Source organism: uncultured Henriciella sp., from assembly GCF_964005855.1.
In the GTDB taxonomy this organism is placed as follows: domain Bacteria; phylum Pseudomonadota; class Alphaproteobacteria; order Caulobacterales; family Hyphomonadaceae; genus Henriciella.
In genome coordinates this window covers 238238-255534 of the sequence record NZ_CAXFSW010000001.1, presented here as the reverse complement: position 1 = coordinate 255534, position 17297 = coordinate 238238, and the positions used below count along the sequence as shown (strand labels likewise).

Annotated in this window: 15 protein-coding genes; 7 read left to right on the top strand and 8 right to left on the bottom strand. The window is 61.8% G+C overall.

Features of this window, described 5'->3' with window-relative positions:
- Positions 1 to 2: 2 nt before the first annotated feature.
- Positions 3 to 179, top strand: coding sequence for a DUF4169 family protein (locus ABNU55_RS01185; protein WP_290754933.1), 177 nt, complete (start codon positions 3 to 5; stop codon positions 177 to 179).
- Positions 180 to 360: 181 nt separating this feature from the next.
- Here ABNU55_RS01185 and ABNU55_RS01180 read toward each other — a convergent pair whose 3' ends face one another.
- Positions 361 to 1374 (bottom strand): hypothetical protein, encoded by a 1014-nt coding sequence (locus ABNU55_RS01180; RefSeq protein ID WP_290754935.1) that lies wholly within the window; start codon positions 1372 to 1374, stop codon positions 361 to 363.
- A gap of 152 nt (positions 1375 to 1526) precedes the next feature.
- Here ABNU55_RS01180 and ABNU55_RS01175 point away from each other — a divergent pair, with 152 nt between their 5' ends.
- Positions 1527 to 2639: an NADH:flavin oxidoreductase gene (locus tag ABNU55_RS01175; protein ID WP_290754937.1), complete on the top strand. Its 1113-nt coding sequence runs from the start codon at positions 1527 to 1529 to the stop codon at positions 2637 to 2639.
- A 37-nt stretch (positions 2640 to 2676) separates the two neighbouring features.
- Here ABNU55_RS01175 and ABNU55_RS01170 read toward each other — a convergent pair whose 3' ends face one another.
- Entirely contained in the window at positions 2677 to 3546 is an 870-nt protein-coding gene (locus ABNU55_RS01170) for an AraC family transcriptional regulator (protein WP_290759801.1), read from the bottom strand.
- 180 nt (positions 3547 to 3726) lie between these two features.
- Between ABNU55_RS01170 and ABNU55_RS01165 the strand changes: the two genes are divergently transcribed.
- The gene (locus tag ABNU55_RS01165) at positions 3727 to 4932 is read left to right on the top strand and encodes an MFS transporter (protein WP_290754941.1); all 1206 of its coding nucleotides are present in this window, start codon (positions 3727 to 3729) and stop codon (positions 4930 to 4932) included.
- 94 nt (positions 4933 to 5026) lie between these two features.
- On the opposite strand, the gene ABNU55_RS01160 is transcribed toward ABNU55_RS01165, so the two are convergent.
- The gene (locus ABNU55_RS01160; protein WP_290754943.1) at positions 5027 to 5200 is read right to left on the bottom strand and encodes a YqaE/Pmp3 family membrane protein; all 174 of its coding nucleotides are present in this window, start codon (positions 5198 to 5200) and stop codon (positions 5027 to 5029) included.
- Positions 5201 to 5354: 154 nt separating this feature from the next.
- On the opposite strand from ABNU55_RS01160, the gene ABNU55_RS01155 reads away from it, so the two are divergent.
- On the top strand, positions 5355 to 6167 hold the full coding sequence (locus ABNU55_RS01155) for an enoyl-CoA hydratase-related protein (RefSeq protein ID WP_290754945.1): 813 nt from the start codon (positions 5355 to 5357) through the stop codon (positions 6165 to 6167).
- Here ABNU55_RS01155 and ABNU55_RS01150 read toward each other — a convergent pair.
- Complete coding sequence (locus ABNU55_RS01150; RefSeq protein WP_290759803.1) at positions 6164 to 8152, bottom strand: thiamine pyrophosphate-dependent enzyme; 1989 nt, start codon at positions 8150 to 8152, stop codon at positions 6164 to 6166. The genes ABNU55_RS01155 and ABNU55_RS01150 overlap by 4 nt on opposite strands.
- Before the next feature lie 173 nt (positions 8153 to 8325).
- Here ABNU55_RS01150 and ABNU55_RS01145 point away from each other — a divergent pair, with 173 nt between their 5' ends.
- On the top strand, positions 8326 to 8454 hold the full coding sequence (locus ABNU55_RS01145; protein ID WP_290749541.1) for a hypothetical protein: 129 nt from the start codon (positions 8326 to 8328) through the stop codon (positions 8452 to 8454).
- A 29-nt stretch (positions 8455 to 8483) separates the two neighbouring features.
- Here the strand turns inward: ABNU55_RS01145 and ABNU55_RS01140 are convergent, their stop codons facing one another.
- Both ABNU55_RS01140 and ABNU55_RS01135 read right to left on the bottom strand, forming a co-directional pair.
- Positions 8484 to 9089: a hypothetical protein gene (locus tag ABNU55_RS01140; RefSeq protein WP_290749544.1), complete on the bottom strand. Its 606-nt coding sequence runs from the start codon at positions 9087 to 9089 to the stop codon at positions 8484 to 8486.
- Positions 9090 to 9176: 87 nt separating this feature from the next.
- The gene (locus tag ABNU55_RS01135) at positions 9177 to 10973 is read right to left on the bottom strand and encodes an AsmA-like C-terminal region-containing protein (RefSeq protein ID WP_290749547.1); all 1797 of its coding nucleotides are present in this window, start codon (positions 10971 to 10973) and stop codon (positions 9177 to 9179) included.
- A gap of 137 nt (positions 10974 to 11110) precedes the next feature.
- On the opposite strand from ABNU55_RS01135, the gene ABNU55_RS01130 reads away from it, so the two are divergent.
- Positions 11111 to 13453, top strand: a complete 2343-nt coding sequence (locus ABNU55_RS01130; protein WP_348764193.1) for a UvrD-helicase domain-containing protein — start codon at positions 11111 to 11113, stop codon at positions 13451 to 13453.
- Between the two features lie 99 nt (positions 13454 to 13552).
- Positions 13553 to 14110 carry a DUF4145 domain-containing protein gene (locus ABNU55_RS01125; protein WP_290749553.1) on the top strand — a complete coding sequence of 186 codons (558 nt, stop codon included), beginning with the start codon at positions 13553 to 13555 and terminating at the stop codon, positions 14108 to 14110.
- A gap of 489 nt (positions 14111 to 14599) precedes the next feature.
- Here the strand turns inward: ABNU55_RS01125 and ABNU55_RS01120 are convergent, their stop codons facing one another.
- Positions 14600 to 15070, bottom strand: coding sequence for a GyrI-like domain-containing protein (locus tag ABNU55_RS01120; RefSeq protein WP_290754522.1), 471 nt, complete (start codon positions 15068 to 15070; stop codon positions 14600 to 14602).
- Positions 15071 to 15931: 861 nt separating this feature from the next.
- A complete protein-coding gene (locus tag ABNU55_RS01115) occupies positions 15932 to 17179 on the bottom strand; it encodes an MFS transporter (RefSeq protein ID WP_290754520.1) in 1248 nt (415 codons plus the stop codon).
- Between the last annotated feature and the right edge of the window lie 118 nt (positions 17180 to 17297).

Below are 17297 nucleotides of genomic sequence, written 5' to 3'. Positions count from 1 at the left end.
CCATGACCACACCGATCAATCTCAACAAGGCACGCAAGCAGAAAAAGCGCGCCGACGCCGAGAAGAAAGCCACTGAAAACCGGGTGAAATTCGGGCGCACAAAGAGCCAGAAAGACCTAGAAAAGAGCGAGGCGGCGCGCGCCAGGCGAAACCTCGAAGCGTCGAAACGGGAACACTAGGACACTTCAGGCCGTTCACTTTTTAGAAAAGCATTCTGCTTTTTCCAGAAAGGAAACGCATCATGTCCCGCGCCCTGCTTACCACGTCGGTCTTCTCGGTCAGTTTTCTGCTCGCGACCATCATCGGTTTCGCCATGGCGGTCTCGTAGGCCGGCCGGACATTTCAGCCCGCGTCTAACCTCTAATAGCCCGGCTCGCTCGCACCCAGACGGCCCAGAACCTCCAGACCGTTGCGATAGTCCGACACGCGCGCCAGCGAGTCCGTATATTGCCGGTCCACCGGCATCCCGCTCCCGTACACCTGCTCCGCCGCTTCGGCGTAGAGCGCATGCGCCTCCAGCAGATTACCGCCCGACTCGTAACACGCCGCCAGATTATGCGTGACCGCGGGGGCGGCCGGATATTGCGCATGTAGATCCTGCCACACAGCGCATGAGGTCCCCGGTGAGCTCGACGCTGCCTCTACCGCCTCCTTGAAGCGCGGATCGGCCGCGACCACAGCATCCATCGGATCCTCGACGAACACCGCGCGCATCACCGCATTTCGCGGCGCGATATCGGCGCGGATATCACCCAGCGTGTTGGCCAGCGCATTATGGATGAGGTCGACCGGGGGCTGAACGCCAGCCGCCAGACCATAGTCCCAGCCGCCATGCCCGCGCCGTCCGCGACGGCCCCTGATATAGATCTCCTCACAGCTTTCCGCTTCCGCATCCCCGAAATAGGTATCCTGGAAGATCATGCGTCCGCTGCCATACTCGATCAGACGCGGCGTCACCGAGACCTGCACGCGTTCACGCAGGCAGATATGTTCCACCTCGTCGCGATGCTCACAGTCGAACGGCCCGTCCCATTCGACGCATTCGGTCTGCGTCGTGGAATATTCCTCGGCCTCATAGCTGACGATATCCGTATTGCCTTCATAGATGCCGGCACGCTGGCCCTCCGGCACATAGCCATCGCTATAGCGCGCGATGCGGAACCAGGGCTGTCCGTCCAGGGTCGCGCTCGCCAGCATCGCCTCGAACTCGCTGGCATACCAGTTGCCGCCCGGCCCGTTGAACCGCCCGACATCGACAAGGCGCGTTTCCACGGCGGCGGTGTTGGCGGGCACAAGCCGCGCCTCATAGTCGATCCCCGGCGTCGCACAGGCTGACAGGCCGGCAATCGCCGCCAGAATGGCCAGTCTTCTCATGAAAAATCCCCCCTTTTTGTGCAGAGTGTCACCCCTTTTCTGCGCCAGCAAGTGAACCCTGCCTGAATACTTTGCAGCGCAGAAAAACGTTGAACCGGATACCGCCTTGCCCCAGATGCAGGGGCAATCGAAATCCGAGGGAGTTTCACATCATGTCATCAGCCGCCGCCCTGTTCGAGCCGTTCAAGCTCAAATCGCTGAACCTTGAAAACCGTATCGTCATGGCGCCCATGACGCGCGGCTTCAGCCCCGATGGCGTGCCGACCGATGATGTCGCCGCCTATTATGCGCGCCGCGCCGCCGCCGATGTCGGCCTGATCCTGTCTGAAGGCACGCTGGTGCGCCGCAAGGGCGCCTCCGACAATCCGAACTATCCGCTCTTCCATACCGATGCCGCGCTCGCCGGCTGGCAGAAGGTCATCGATGCAGTCCATGCCGAAGGCGGCAAGATGGGCCCGCAGATCTGGCATCAGGGCCTCCTGCGCAAGACCGGCACCGGCCACTTCCCGGACGCCCCCTCCGACAGCCCGTCGGGTATCACCCATAAGGGCAAGCAGCTCTTCGACGAACCCTCTGACGAGGAAGTCGCCGACATGGTCGCCGCCTATGCCGATGCCGCCAAGGCTGCGAAGGACCTCGGCTTCGACACGCTCGAAATCCACGGCGCCCACGGCTATCTCATCGACCAGTTCTTCTGGGACGTGATGAACAAGCGCGAGGACAAATATGGCGGCGGCCTGCCCGAGCGCGCCCGCTTTGCCGGCGAGATCATCTCCGAGATCCGCAAGGCGGTCGGCGAGGACATGCCGATCATCCTGCGCTTCTCCCAGTGGAAACAGCAGGACTATACCGCAAAGCTGGCAGAGACCCCGCAGGAATTCGAAGCCTTCCTCAAGGTCTTCGTCGACGCCGGCGTCGACATCCTGCACGCCAGCCAGCGCCGCTTCTGGGAAGCTGAATTCCCGGATGTCGATGGCGAGAACGGCCTCAACACGGCAGGCTGGGCCAAGAAGCTGACCGGCCTTCCGACGATCACGGTCGGCTCTGTCGGGCTTTCGTCGGAGTTTACCGGCGCCATGCGCGGCGAAGGCTCCAAGACCCGCCCCATCACCGATGTCGTCGAGCGCCTTGAAAAGGGTGAGTTCGACCTCGTCGCCGTCGGCCGCGCCCTCCTGCAGGACCCGGAATGGGCCACCAAGGTCAAGGAAGGCCGCACCGAAGAGCTCGCCGACTATGACGCCAAGGCCATGGCAAAGCTCTACTAGCCACTGGTGAGAGGACACTTCTACCGGAGGGGTCCTCTCACCGGACCGCGGTCGGCGTATATCCAAAAACTGCGCGGAAGCGGCGGATCATATGCGCCTGGGATGAGAAGCCGCACAGGACCGCCACATCGCTGGCCTTCTGGCCCTCGGCCAGAAGATCGCGAACACGCTCCACACGTTGGCGCAAGACCCACTCATAGGGCGGCACCCCATAGCTAACGGTGAATGCACGTGAAAACTGCCGGGGGCTCAGGCCGCTGACCTCAGCGAGATTGCGCACAGTGATGCGCTCGGCAAGAGATGTTTCGACGGTGTCTTCGACGGCGCGCCTTTGCGCGCCCGTCAGACCGCCATTGGGCGCCCTGAAATCACTGGTAACGTTCGCGATAGAGAGAGAGCGTGCCAACAATGTCATCAGAGTGTGATCCAGAACATTAGCATGGCCCGGATCATCCCAATCCAGAATCAGAAGAAACTGCTGGCAGAGTTCACGCAGCGCTGGATCGCACCCGAACACCACCCGTTCCACCCCGTGTGTCTTGCTACCAGCTGCGCGGCTTAGATGACGGTCTTCGAAATAGACATGCAGCCATCTGAGGTAGCCACCATTTTTCCACGCGGAGGGCTCCCCGGCAGGCAGACTGCAGATCGCACCGCAAGAGCCTGTGGAGTTTGGGCGGATAGCGTCGCTGGACACCTCGCGGACTTGGCTTCCGCCCCGTAGATACAGGCTGAACGTGTGATGGCGGGCCCGGTGATAATGGACATCGCCCTTGCTTTGCTCCCAGACGGCCAGGCCGATTCCCGTTGCCGTGACGCAGGACCGCAAGAGGCTCGCCTGAGGCCGCAGCGCTCTTGCGACATCGAAACCGACTATTCCCGGCGCCATGTCATTCCCTTCGAACATTGTGGCATGATTGTATCAGATAGGGCTGGATCGTGCGAGATATGGCCTCCCGCGTTTGGCAGAAGCCCCTCGGAAACATCTACTCCCAGGGTCCGCAAACATGCCGCTCGATTCCGCCTCTTCCTTCGAAAAGAGAAGGCCTTCAATGTGCACTCGCACCGCTCCAGGAGTGCAGCGGCGATGGGTTTGAAAGCCCGTTGCGCCTGTTCCGCACGGCAGATCGGCATTCTCTGCCTGCTCTGGGCAACCGGGCTCTTCTTGCGGATTCCGGTCCTCGCGGTTTCCCCGCTCGCTGGACAGATCGCGGACGACCTGAACCTCTCGACCACCAGCACCGGCGCCTTGACCATCCTTCCGGTCGTGGTGCTCGCATTGGCGGCGCCGCTCGCCATTTGGGTGATCGCGCGGATCGGACCGGCCCGCACCATTGCCGCCGGTCTCGCGCTCAGCGCCATTCTTTCAGCCTCCCGCGGCTGGAGCTCCTCGGCGGCGGTGCTGTTCGCCGCCTCCATCGGCATGGGGACCGGGATCGCCCTGTTTCAGACAGCCCTTCCGAGCGCCGTCCGGGGATGGCTCCCCAGACACGCGGGCCTAGGTAGCGCGGTCTATCTGAACGGAATGATGGTTGGCGAACTTGTCGGAGCCGGGGCAACCTTGCCCATCGTCATGCCTCTTGCAGGGCATGATTGGCGCATGGCGCTGACTATATGGGCGGTGCCTGCCCTGGGGATCGCAGCCCTCATCCTCCTTCTCGGCGAAAGGGCGAAGCCCGGCGGGGCGGCCCCCATCTCACCGAACTGGTCAGACAGCCGAACGTGGGAGCTAGGGCTCTGGCTCGCCGGATCGATTGCCGTGTTCTTCAGCATCAACGCCTATATGGACACAACGCTTGCCGCACGCGGGAATGGCACGTGGCTTGGCCCCCTGATTGTAGCCTACAACGCGACTTCGCTGCTGGCGTCTCTGGCCATGCTGTGGTGGAAGACGGCGTGGCTCGGCCGTCGGGCCCCAATCGTGATCGCTGGCATTGCTTCCGCCGTCGGCATGCTCGGTTTCGGCTTTGTGCCGGGACCGGTCGGCTATGCTGGCGCACTTGTCGCCGGTTTTGCCGCGTCGCTGCAACTCATCCTTATTATGTCCTTGCCGCCGGTTGTGACTGAAGAGACGAATGTCGCGCGATTGACCGCCGGTATCACCCTTGTGGGGTACCTCCTCGCATTCGTATTACCCCTCCTGGGTGGACTGTTGTCCGATACCATTGGCGGTATCGCGATGGTGTTCATACCCACAGCGGTTTTCATCTTGGTGCTCGCCGGTCTTGGCCGGAAAGACGGCAGATACGAGGAACAGTCTTCCAACAGAGGGACCGATCTTCAGGGCGGGTGATCTCAGCTGCCTTTGCCCGTTGCTCCAAGGCCGGAACGCAAAAAGGGCGGGCCATCAAAGCCCGCCCTTTTTCTATTGCACTGAGGGGTCTGCCTCAGATCGGTTCAGGTCCGCCCTTGGAGCTGACCCAGAACGCATGGATCACGGCGGGCAGCCAGAAGACAAAGCAGAGGACGATATTGATGATCAGCTGGAGGCCGACCCCTGCGCGCAGAGCCACGGCGACCGGCGGCAGGAAAAGACACAGAAGTATCTGGATTAGGGACATGATGAATTCCTTCTTGGTGACAGGAAGGTAACGCGACCTGATGCCGCCCCGTTCCGCTGAGGCAGGGCCAATCCAGGGCTCCACCCTCAGATTCCGCGTGACTGCCCCAGCGGCAGACCCCTCACCCTGACCAAAACAGATCAGGGAGAACGCCATGTCCTATGAGCAGATCAAGGTCGAAAACCGGGGCAATATCTGCCTCCTCACCCTCAACCGCCCGGACAAGCTGAATGCATGGACGCCGGATATGAGCCGCGAGCTCGGCAAGGCGATCACCGCCGCCAATGAGGATGAGGATATCGGCGCCATCGTCATGACCGGTGAAGGACGCGGCTTCTGCGCCGGCGCGGACATGTCCTACTTCCAGAACAATATCGATGCTTCGGAAACCAAGGCGCATAAGCGAGATGGCGGCATCGACTGGGTGTCGCTGATCCGCTCTTCCAAGCCCTGCATCGCCGCGGTGAACGGCCCGGCCTTCGGCATCGGCGTCACGCAGATCCTGCCCTTCGACATGATCGTTGCCTCAACCCTATCGAAGTTCGGCCTCGTCTTCGTGCGCGTCGGCATCGTGCCAGAGCTTGCAAGCTCCCACTTCCTCATTCAGCGCGTGGGCTGGGGCAAGGCGCATGACCTCCTGCTCACCGCCCGGCCTGTCTCCGGCGAAGAAGCCGTCAGCCTCGGTCTCGCCGACCGGCTGTCAGAGCCTGAAACCCTGCTCGACGACGCGCTCGAACTGGCCGGACAGATGGCGGCCAACCCCTCCCCCATGCTGCGCATGACCAAACAGCTCCTCAGCGCCAATGGCTGCGATACCGACACCTCCCGCATCCAGGCGCGCGAGCATGAGCAGCTGGAAATCTGCTACACCCTCCCCGAACACAAGGAAGCTGTCGCCGCCTTCGCCGAAAAACGCGCCCCCGACTTCAAGGCCGCCCGCCACAAGGCGCAGGCCAGGATCGACTAGAAAAGCTCTGGATCGGTTATCACTTCAACAAGGCTTGGCCCTTCATGGGCGAGCGCCTCGCTGAGGTGACGGTCCAGCTCATCGCGGCCGCGCACAAGACGGCCCATCCCGCCACAGGCACGCGCGAAACCGGCAAAAGGCGGATTGACTAGCCCCGTCTGCCAGACCGGGAACTCACCTGCCCGCTGTTCCTTGGAAATCTTGCCGAGCTCTGAATTGTTCATCAGCACATGGGTGATGTTCATGCCGTATTTGACGGCGGTCGTGAACTCCATCGCGTACTGGCCAAAGCCGCCATCGCCGCTGACCGAGATGACCTTGCGGCCCCGGAAAGCTTCGCGGTCCTGCGTCGCGGCCCAGGCGCCCATCGCCGCTGGAAAGCCAAAGCCGATAGAACCAAGATAGCCAGACATGAGGATGCGCTGGTCACCTGTCGGTTCGAAATAACGCCCGAAGCTGTACGTGTTGTTGCCGACATCGACGGCGAAAATGGCATCCTGCGGCGCAAGCCGTGTCAGCGCACCGAACAGCGCGGCTGCCGCCAGCCCTTTGCCATTATCCTCATCGACCCGCACCGTCTTTTCCGCGCGCCAGAGGCGCCAGCGTTCAGCCACTTCGCCGCGCTGGTCGCCGCCCGCGATCTGCTGCCCGGAAAGCGCCTTTGTCAGCCGCGTTGCCGTCACCCCGACATCCCCCATGACCGGCAGGGTCACAGGATGGCGCTTGGCCAGCATCATCGGGTCGCGGTCGATCTGGATGATCGGTTTGGACGGCTCGATCCCGGTATGGTCCGAAAAGGACGCGCCAAACACGATCAACAGATCCGCTTCATTCATGAACCAGCTGGCAATCGGTGTCCCCGACCGGCCCATGACACCTGCCGCCAGCGGATGCGCGTCGCCGATCAGTCCCTTGGCCTTGAACGTGGTGGCAACCGGCGCATTCAATCTTTCGGCCAAAGCAGTAATTGCGGGCGCGCTGTCCTTGGCGCCATACCCCAGAATGACCATTGGCCGCTTGGCCCCGGCGATCATGTCAGCGGCTGCGCCAAGATCATCCTCAGGCGGCCCGACAGCCCGGTTTGCCATCCGCCCGGCCGGTCCCTGCGCCTTCTGGCCATCTGCGGCAGGCAGGGTCTGCGTATTGTCCGGAAAAACGAGATGCCCAACCCCCTGCTCCAGCATCGCCGTCTTGATTGCACCCGTCATCAGCTGTGCATGGTTCGAACCTGGATGCACCGTCTGCGAATAGGCCGCGACCGCTTCAAATGCCGCCTCCAGATCAATGTCCTGAAAGGCGTGCACACCGGTGACCTGTTCCTGCACCTGACCGGTCAGGGCAAGGACGGGCGCGCTGTCGACCTTGGCATCCCACATGCCGGTGAGGAGGTTCGTCGCGCCCGGCCCGGCAATTGTGAAAGCCGCCGCCGGTATGCCCGTCAGCTTGCCATAGGCAGAAGCCGCAAAGGCGGCTGCGCCCTCATGCCGGATACCGTAATAGTTGAGCTTGCCCGCCTCCGCCTGCACGCGCATCGCATCGGCAAAGCCCAGATTGGAATGGCCGACCATGCCGAACACGCTGGTCACGCCCCAATTGACCATGGTCTCGACCATCACGTCAGAAACGGTCCGCGCCCTGTCCGGCGCCGCCTCAAGGCCGACATAGATCCCGTCTTCGCGCAGCTCGACCGGAAAGGTCTCCTGCCCGCTATCGTCGTGTCCGCCGGGCGGCTTGCCTGTCAGCGGATCGAAATCCCAGCCATGCCAGGGACAGCGTAGCCAGCACTTGTCATCGATGCCTTTCTCGATGGAGCCCTCGCCCAGCGGGCCGCCCTGATGCGGACAGTGATTGTCCATCGCCGCATATCGTCCATCGAAATGAACGATGGCGAGTGACCTCCCCGCGGCCGAGGCGGACTTGACCCGCCCGTCCGCCAGCTCGTCCAGTTCTGCAACCTTGTGCCATTCAAGCGCCGGTCCGCTCATATCCCGCCCTCCCCATCTAGCCTGCCGGTTATATCTGAGCGGCGCGGCATTGGCAGATCACAAATTCGCCAGCAAAGACGGGCGGTACCGGGAGGCTTCCATATCCCGGCATGGCCAGCTCAGATGATCCGGGGCCCGGCCTGCCACGTAGTCAGGGCGAAAGGAATTTGCCCATGCGCCTTACCGCCCGTCTCGTCCTTCTCGCCTCCAGCCTTGCCGTTTCCGGCTGTATCTCCAGCTCGCTTGAGGACTTCAGCGATGCAGAGCGGACCGGCGAAGTCACCATCGCGTTCAGGAAATAGACCGCGCGCGGGACGGCGGCTCCTTCCGCCTATGGCAAGGCAGGCGGGCGCATGACCAGAAAGCCGAACAGGGCCGGCTTTCCCTCGGCTTCCTCGAACCGGCTCATCTTGAGCCCGGAGGTCCGGCTGATCGCCTCGGCGGCGCGCGAGACAGGCGTGGTGCGCTTCGTCTCCTCGTCCCCGGAATGGCGGTGCTCGCCCAGCAGCAGCCTGTCGCCAGATTTGAGCGCCAGCCAGTACGTCATCTTGCGCCGCTGCAGACCCAGCCGTGAATAGACCTCGCCCCGGCGCACGATCTCATCAATATCGCGATAGCTGACCTCGCCCTCAAAGGCGCGCGCCTTGTGATGGACGGACCGGTTCGCCGGAAGGACCAGCGTGACATGGCCGGGACGCAGCGACACCTGCCAGTTATGGACGGTGCGCATACGGTGCTGCAGACCAAGACAGGAAGGGGTGAGGAGAAGCCCGAACAGGCAGACCAGCCCCGCCGCAACAGACTGCCTCAAAACGAGAAGCCAGATACCGGCCGCCAGCGCGCCAAGGGCGAGCGCCCAGATCAGCGTCGCTGCAATGAAAGCTGCGATCCGCGCGCCATAGCTGTAATCGAAAGTCGTCCTGCTGGCCTTGCCCATGAGCTGCGCTCTCCCCTCTGGTCTTCGTCTCAGACGGGAATTTCCGCAAGTTTCATGCCGTGAGAGGCGTATCGGCCCGCAAGCCAGCTATTGCCCCTCTCCAGCAGCCGATTCAGCCCGCGCCAGCAGCGCGCCGCAGGGGGCATCCTTGGCCATGCCGGGCTCAATGAACGGCAAGGCCGCGAGCCCCCCGCTCACCGACGCCAGAACGCCCGCAATGCCGATCTGCGCGACCGTCTTGGCACTGAAGGGCTGTATGGATGGATTGCGCAGCGTGCCGCCAATCGACACGTCGCCGATCAGCGTGCCGAGCGAGGCGTCCTTGGCATCGGACCGCACGCTGAGGCGCAGCGCCTCTGTCTCGAGGTCGGCGTCCCCGCGCACCACGACAAGGCTGTCATCGGTATCGACAACCGCCGGAGACAGCGTGCCGACACCTTGGTCGAAATTGATCACGACCGCCGCGCATCTCGCCTTGGCATAGGTCCGGTCGTCGCCGGACTCACCCAGCAGCGTGATCGCCTCGCCAATGTCGAGCCCCGCGCCCTCGGCGGCGAGCGCCAGGATCTCGGCGTCCCGCGACCATAGCGCTGCCTTGCCATCCATGGAGGCTGCCGCCGCCCGGAACCCGTCACCCACGGTGGTCACATTGAACTCACCCTCGGCGCCGCCGCGAAGATAGGGCGAGAGGGACAGGTTGTCGAAAGCGACATTGGAGAGCTCCCCGCGCGCATCGGTATGGGCCGGGGACTGGCTGCCATCGAGCGTGACATAGGCGCGAAGGTCGCCCTGCGTGAAATCGAGCAGGATAAGCGGCGCGCGCACCACCCGGCCCTCAATCTCGAAATCGAGCTCCAGACCTTCAATGTCGAAAACAGAATCATAGACCGACTCGGCGACGAAGCTGACGCTCCCGTCGACCGCATCGAGACGGGAAAAGTCGATCTCCACATCCGGAATGAGCCGGTCGCTGCTTTCATAGGCGGAGCGGGCCTTCTGCTGGCGCTCCCCCACCGTCTCATCCTCGCCCACGCCGATCGGGATACCGAAGACAATGCCAAGATCGTCCGCATCGAGCGAGCTTGAGCGCAGGTCGGCATGGACCACCGGCGTCTCCTCACCCAGCTGGACCTCGATCTCACCGGCGAGATCACTGTCGCCGATCCGCGTCTCCGGCTCAACGTCCAGCGACCAGGTGTCCGGCCCGATATCGATATTGAGACGCATCTCATAGGGCGGCGTATCGGGCGCGGCGAGGCCGACAAGCTCTGCGATGTCGGAGAAATTTTCACCCGTGATGACCAGCGCGCCCGCAAGCTCGCTCAAGGCGCCGGAGGCTTCTCCATCAAAGCTCAGCGTGGAGTCCGCGCCGCTCGCTTCCAGCATGAAGTCACCGGACCGCAGCGATCCGCGCGCCATCTCGATCTGGATCTCCCGCGTCTCCTCCGGGCGTACCACGTCCAGCCGGACAGAAGACAGGCGCACTTCGTCGACGATGCCGCGGACATCATCAAGCCCCGGCCCGCCGCCGCCACCCTTGCCATTGTCCTCGATCCGCACCGACCCGTTCTCGGCCTCCAGATAGGACAGCCAGCTCATGAATGGCAAAAATCCCAAGGGGTTGAGTTGCGCTTCAATGCGGCTTGCCTCGACGCGACCCGGCACAGAAAGGCCCTCGCCCTCCACCACCAGGATCGCCGGGAAGCGCGTATGAGCGCTCTCGACGCGCGACTCATCCGGCCCGAACAGCCCCAGCAGCCAGTTCGCCGTCGGCGTGCCAAATCGCGGCTGCGTCATGGCCAGCATGAAAAGCAGAAAGGCCAGAAGGATGATGCCGATCACCCATCCGGCGATCTTGAAGAATGTCACAAGTCCGGAGCGCATGAGCCCCTAACGCGCCGCGCGCAGAGCGGTTCGCGCCGGCCTGTCTATTTTTCACCTTTACCGCACACCGGCGTCTGCCTTCGCCGGCTCAGCTCAGGCGACAGTCAGCCCCTGCCAATGGCGCCAATCCCTGCTATATGTTCTCCATGAGTTCCAGCCCGAATCGCCGCCCATCCATCTCGGAAATGGCCGCTGCCCGCGCGCCAGTGCCGGACACGAATGCCGACTATCTGGACGGGCTGAACCCCGAACAGCGCGACGCGGTCGAGACGACCGAGGGCCCGCTGCTGGTTCTGGCGGGCGCAGGCACAGGCAAGACGCGCGTGCTGACCACGCGCCTCGCCCACATCATCGCCTCCAAACTCGCCTGGCCCAGCCAGACGCTGACCGTGACCTTCACCAACAAGGCCGCCCGCGAAATGCGCGAACGCGCGCTCACCCTCATTGGCGACGCGGGCGAGGGCCTTCGCTGGCTCGGCACCTTCCACTCGATCAGCGCGCAGATCCTTCGGCGCCACGCCGAACTCGCCGGCCTCAAATCCAGCTTCACCATCCTCGACACAGATGACGTCATCCGTCTCTGCAAACAGGTGATCGAAGCGGAAAATATCGACACCAAGCGCTGGACGCCGCGCCACCTCTCAAGCCTCATCGATGGCTGGAAGAACCGCGCGCTGACGCCCTCCAAAGTGCCCAAGGACGAAGCCTGGCAATTCGCGGATGGCAAGGCGATCCAGCTTTATGAGACCTATCAGAACCGCCTCAAGGTCCTGAACGCCTGCGATTTCGGTGACTTGCTGATCCACAATATCACCATCTTCCAGGACAATCCGGACCTGCTGGCGGACTATCACAAGCGCTTCAAATACATCCTGGTGGACGAGTATCAGGATACGAACGTCGCCCAGTATCTGTGGCTTCGCCTGCTGGCGCGCGGCTCGAACAATATCTGCTGCGTCGGCGATGACGACCAGTCGATCTATGGCTGGCGCGGCGCTGAAGTGGACAATATCCTGCGCTTTGAGAAAGACTTTCCCGGCGCCAAGGTCATCCGGCTGGAGCGCAATTACCGCTCAACCAAACACATCCTCGCGGCCGCCTCCTCCGTCATCGACTTCAACAAGGGCCGCCTCGGCAAGACGCTCTTTGTGGGCGACGGCGAACAGGCCAGTCCGGACGCAGAGAAAGTCCAGGTGCGCGGCCTCTGGGACGGTGAGGCCGAAGCCCGCCTCATCTGCGACGACATCGAATCCTATGTGAACAAGGGCGGCAATTACGAAGATTGCGCCATCCTCGTTCGCGCCTCCTGGCAGATGCGCCTCTTCGAGGAACGCCTCATCATGCTGGGCATCCCCTATCGTGTGATCGGCGGCCCGCGCTTCTTTGAACGCGCCGAAATCCGCGACGCCCTCGCCTATCTCCGCCTGATCCGCAGCCCCGATGACGACCTTGCCTTTGAGCGGGTCGTGAACCAGCCCAAGCGCGGCGTCGGCGCCACCACGATCCAGAAGCTGCAGACGCTGGCCCGCGAAGATGGCCGCTCGCTCTTCACCCTGGTGCCGATGATCCTGCAGACCGATGAGGTGAAAGGCCCGGCCAAACGCGGCCTCACCACCTTTATCGACCAGGTCAATCTGTGGCGCGACCGCCTCAATAACGGCATGGCGCATCACGAACTCGCGCAGGTCATTCTGGATGAGAGCGGCTATACCGACATGCTCCAGAAGGATCGCAGCCCGCAGTCCCATACGCGTCTCGACAACCTCAAGGAGCTGATCCAGGCGATGAGCCAGTTCGACAGCCTCGCCGGCTTCCTCGAACATGTGCAGCTGGTCATGGATGTCGGCGGGCAATCATCCGGCAATGAAGTCCAGATCCTCACCCTCCACGCGGCCAAGGGCCTCGAATGGCCGATGGTCTTCCTGCCCGGCTGGGAAGAGGAAGTCTTCCCCTCCCGCCGCTCACTGGATGAGTCCGGCATGAAAGGCCTCGAGGAAGAACGCCGCCTCGCCTATGTTGGCATCACCCGCGCGCGCGAAAAATGCGCGATCAGCTTTGTCGCCAACCGCATGATCTTCGGGCGCTGGCAGTCTGTCCTGCCGTCCCGCTTTGTCGACGAGCTCCCGCACGAGAATGTCGAGGCCAATAGCGAGACCGGCTATTCCACCATGCCCGGCGCCGATCAGGGCTTTCAGGGCACGATTGAGGACCTTGGCGAACGCAGCAACTACACCTCCCCCGGCTGGCGGCGCCTGAAGGAAAACGCCGGCAAGGGCTCAAAGACCGGCCCCGTCATAGACGGCAAGGCCGAACTCATCGCCACATCTTCAGGCAAATCCGGCTTCCGCATCGGCCAGCGCGTGTATCATGAGAAATTCGGCTACGGACAGGTCCTCGCGGCCGATGGCACGAAACTACAGGTCAATTTCGAGAAAGCGGGCCTGAAGAAGGTGATCTCGACCTTTGTGACGGGGGTTTAGGTGCACATAGCCAATGGAAAACTGCTTGGCCTGAGTAGATGTCCGCATTGCTCCGTTGCTAACCCGGATTTGAGCCTTCGCGGAGAGCTGGACTTTGTTGTGGAACCGATTCAAACAAATCAAGCTGATCCGGTTGCTCCACATTGGGGCACGTTTGTTTGCTCATCATGCTATCGACTAACGCTCGCCGAAACGTTTCGCGGTTCGAAGCGCGGCAAACACGAATTTCAGCACGTTGAGAACCTATACCCGCAAGCGCCAACCGTTGCGGAGGAACTTCCTGATCGCGCTAAAAGATATCTCTCACAAGCTATCGAAAGCCTGCACGCCCCAGATGGAGCCGCAATGTTAGCTGGGTCTGCTGTGGATGCTATGCTGAAAGCAAAAGGATATACCGAAAATTCGCTGTACGAACGCATCAACAAAGCCGCTGAGGACAGTATCATCACTTCGGATATGGCTGAGTGGGCCCACTCGGTAAGACTCGGCTCAAATCGCCCCCGCCACGCAGACAACTATGATCCGCACGTCACAGCGGAACAAGCGGCCCAAGCCTGCGAATTTGTAAAGGTTCTGGGTCAAGTCTTATTTGAATTGCCGTCAAAGATCGCCGCAGGAAAGTGCGCCGCAGAAGCACTTGATAGCGACGATGATTAGAACTCGTTTCAAGGCCGCCGAAGGCACCGCGCGAGCGGCCTGGCCTTGAGCGCCTGAAACGGATCGCACATCGCGCGACGCTCCTATCCGCCCTCCCCCTCTCCCGGACGCGGGAGAGGGGCTAGGGGTGAGGGCAACAACCGTAATTATTTGTTCCGACGCAGGCAGTCACCTCAAACGTTTCAGCCCTCATCCCCGGCCCTTCTCCCGCAATCGGGAGAAGGGAGAGCGCTCCTCTCTCAACGCGTGTCACCCTCGACGGCGGAGCCGTCTGAGGGTCCATCTCCTGCCATCACCGCTGTGCGTCCGCCTCCCCGTCCGGAGATGGACGCCCACCCGAAGGTCACGACCCCCTCCCGCTCCGCAGACCCCTGAGAAAGCAGGGGTCCATGGTGGTCCTGTTCAACCGTGGCACCATGGATACCTGCTTTCGCAGGTATCTTCGGAGAGCGGGCCTGTGCCGGAAAATAGCCCTCTACCTCGCTCCCCTCACCCCACAGCCCGCCAGACCTCGGTGCGCACCTCATCGGCCCGCCGTGCCACCGGGTCATCCACATAGACTTCCCAGACCGGCATGTCCGGTGTCATCCCCTCATCCTGCATCGCCGCCCAGAGCGCCGAATGGGTCTCGTTGAGCCTGGTATAGGACCCGTAATGCACCGTCTTCACGGCCGGGCCTTCCGGAATGGTCCCCGCGATCACGGGCCCCGCCGCCCGCGCGGCATCTTCCGGCGCAACGAAGAAGCCCGCGCGGAAGGCCATCTTGCGTCCCGGTCCCGGCATTTCTGTATAGACGGCAACCGGCATGCTCACCGGGGTGATCTTCCTCTCCCCGAAAAAGCCGATCACCTCACCGAAGCCGGACTCCATGGCCGAGGCGATGGCCTCTCCCGTCAGCTCGGCCGACCGGTCGACATAGAGATAGGTCTGCTCGGCAAGCTCGACGCGTTCGATATCCAATCCAGCCTCCTCAGGCCTCATCCTCACCGGCAACTTTCACATCGACGCGCCTGCCCCAGACACGCCAGGCAATGATCGACAGGGTGAGCCAACATAGTCATAGATGGCGGTGGTCGGCGAAGGAGTCATCCTGACCAAATTATCCATAAATTCAGTCAGATTTTAGCTCAGTATGGAGCTTCAAATTATCCGGCTCCCAAGCCCAATTATTTTCTACGTGATGAAGAAAATTTCGAAATTCATCGAACATGGAATTTAAGTCTCTATTTTGAACATGTCTCATAAGTTTATTATTCATTTCGGCCTTAACCGGCAGAAACCCCTCAGGGCCAACCGCCTCGAAATACACCTTTGATTCCGTAATGATTAGCTTTGCGACCAAAGAAGCAAATTCTTCCGTTAGAAATTTTTTGTTCGGATCAAGCACTACGAAAGTGAAACCAGGAGCTTCAGGTCGTATAACAATGCCGCAGCGATCAGGCCGCCAGCTATTGTCGAAGGCGGATGAGCGCCTCCAGCCGCAATACCACCCCTTACAAGGAGACGGACGAAACTCATACACCGCGCAACCTTGCCCCACCACACAATGAGGGCAAAGAACATTCGTAGGCTTTTCAAGCTTCTGATCGCTGATTCCGATAAACTGACAGCAAGCGGTACACGAAGCGCATTCACGATTTGGAACCAGGTTTGCATTATTCACAAGAAGTTCACTCCAACACCTAAGATTATGAGTTATGGTTGAGGCTTAAGTTCTCTGAAGCCCAAATCTATCACTTCAACAATGATGGGGTCCAATCAAAGGGTGCTGCCGCACATCTAGATAGCGCTACTCGCGAACCAACGACGCTATTCCAAAGTCTAATCCACACGCCTGCCCCAGACACGCCAGGCGATGATCGACAGGGTCAGCAGCCCGGCAGACATGCTCATCGCCAGCACCGCATTGCCCGGCCAGCCCGCAAAGTCATAAACCGCCGTGCCCGCAGAGCTGGAAATGCCGCCGCCGATGAACATCATGACAATATAGATCGTCATGAGCCGGGTGCGGATATTCTTTTCGAGCGAGAGGAAGGTCATCCGGTTACAGATATCGACCAGCGGGCCCAGAAGCGTCATCAGCACAACAGGGATGATAAGCAGCCAGAGATTGTAGCCGAGCGGCCAGAGCAGGCAGACGGCGAGGAAATTCACGCAGGCCGCCAGCGTGCGCGCCCTGTAGGGCCCCACCCTGTCGGCCCAGCGCCCGAGCGCCGGCGTGGTGAACAGGTTGAAGCCGGCAAAAGCGGCAAGATAGCCGACCACGTCGACGCCATAGCCCATATCGGGCAGGTGCAGGCCGAGCCCCATCCAGACAGACAGGAATATCCCGAAGCCGAGCCCCTGCATCGCGCCGGATATGATGATCTCAGGGTATCGCTTCACCAGCGGGAACATGGAGAAGAGAAGGCTGAAATAGCTCTGTTTCGGCTCGTTCTCGCTGCCGGCTTCGCGCTCATCCATGATGAAGGGCAGCAGGATCGAGACGATCAGCATGAAGCTGGACGCGATATAGTAGACGGTCCGCCAGCCCAGCGTCTCCGCCACGATCCCGGCCCCTGCCCGCGCGACCAGAATGCCGCCGATCACGCCGGTCGTCAGCATCGCCGTCACCGCCCCGAGGCGCGCCGGGTCGACCCGTTTGGAGGCATAGGCCGGCAGCAGGTAAGGCGCGATGGTGAAGAAGCCGAGAATGGTCGAGGCGAGCGTGAACAGCCTGAAGTCCTGCGCGAAGGCCATGCCCGTGATCGACAGGAACTGGCCCGCCACAGTGATGGTGACGAGCTTTCTGTTCGATATCCGGTCGCCAAGCGGCAGGAGCAGGAAGACACCGAGTGCCAGGGCGAGCTGATTGGCGCCCGGCACAATACCGATCACCGCATCGCGTACCTCAAAGCCGCGCGCGACCTCTGAGATGATGGGATGAATGTAATAGGCATTGGCCGTCACCACCGCCGAGGCGAGCGTGAGCAAGAGCAGCTCGGTCGACGAGAGGCGGCGTTCTGGCACAGCGGTCTCGCCGGTCGTCTCTTGCGTCTCGCTGGCGGAATTGTCGGGTGAGGCATCCATGCGCGGCGAGACTTAGAGGAGTTGCGCGCCGAAGCAAGATGACGCTCGCGTCAGCCGTTATCCACAGATCTATTACGGTGCACGCCCGGAACACCGCCCATGCACCGTGGGTGCACCG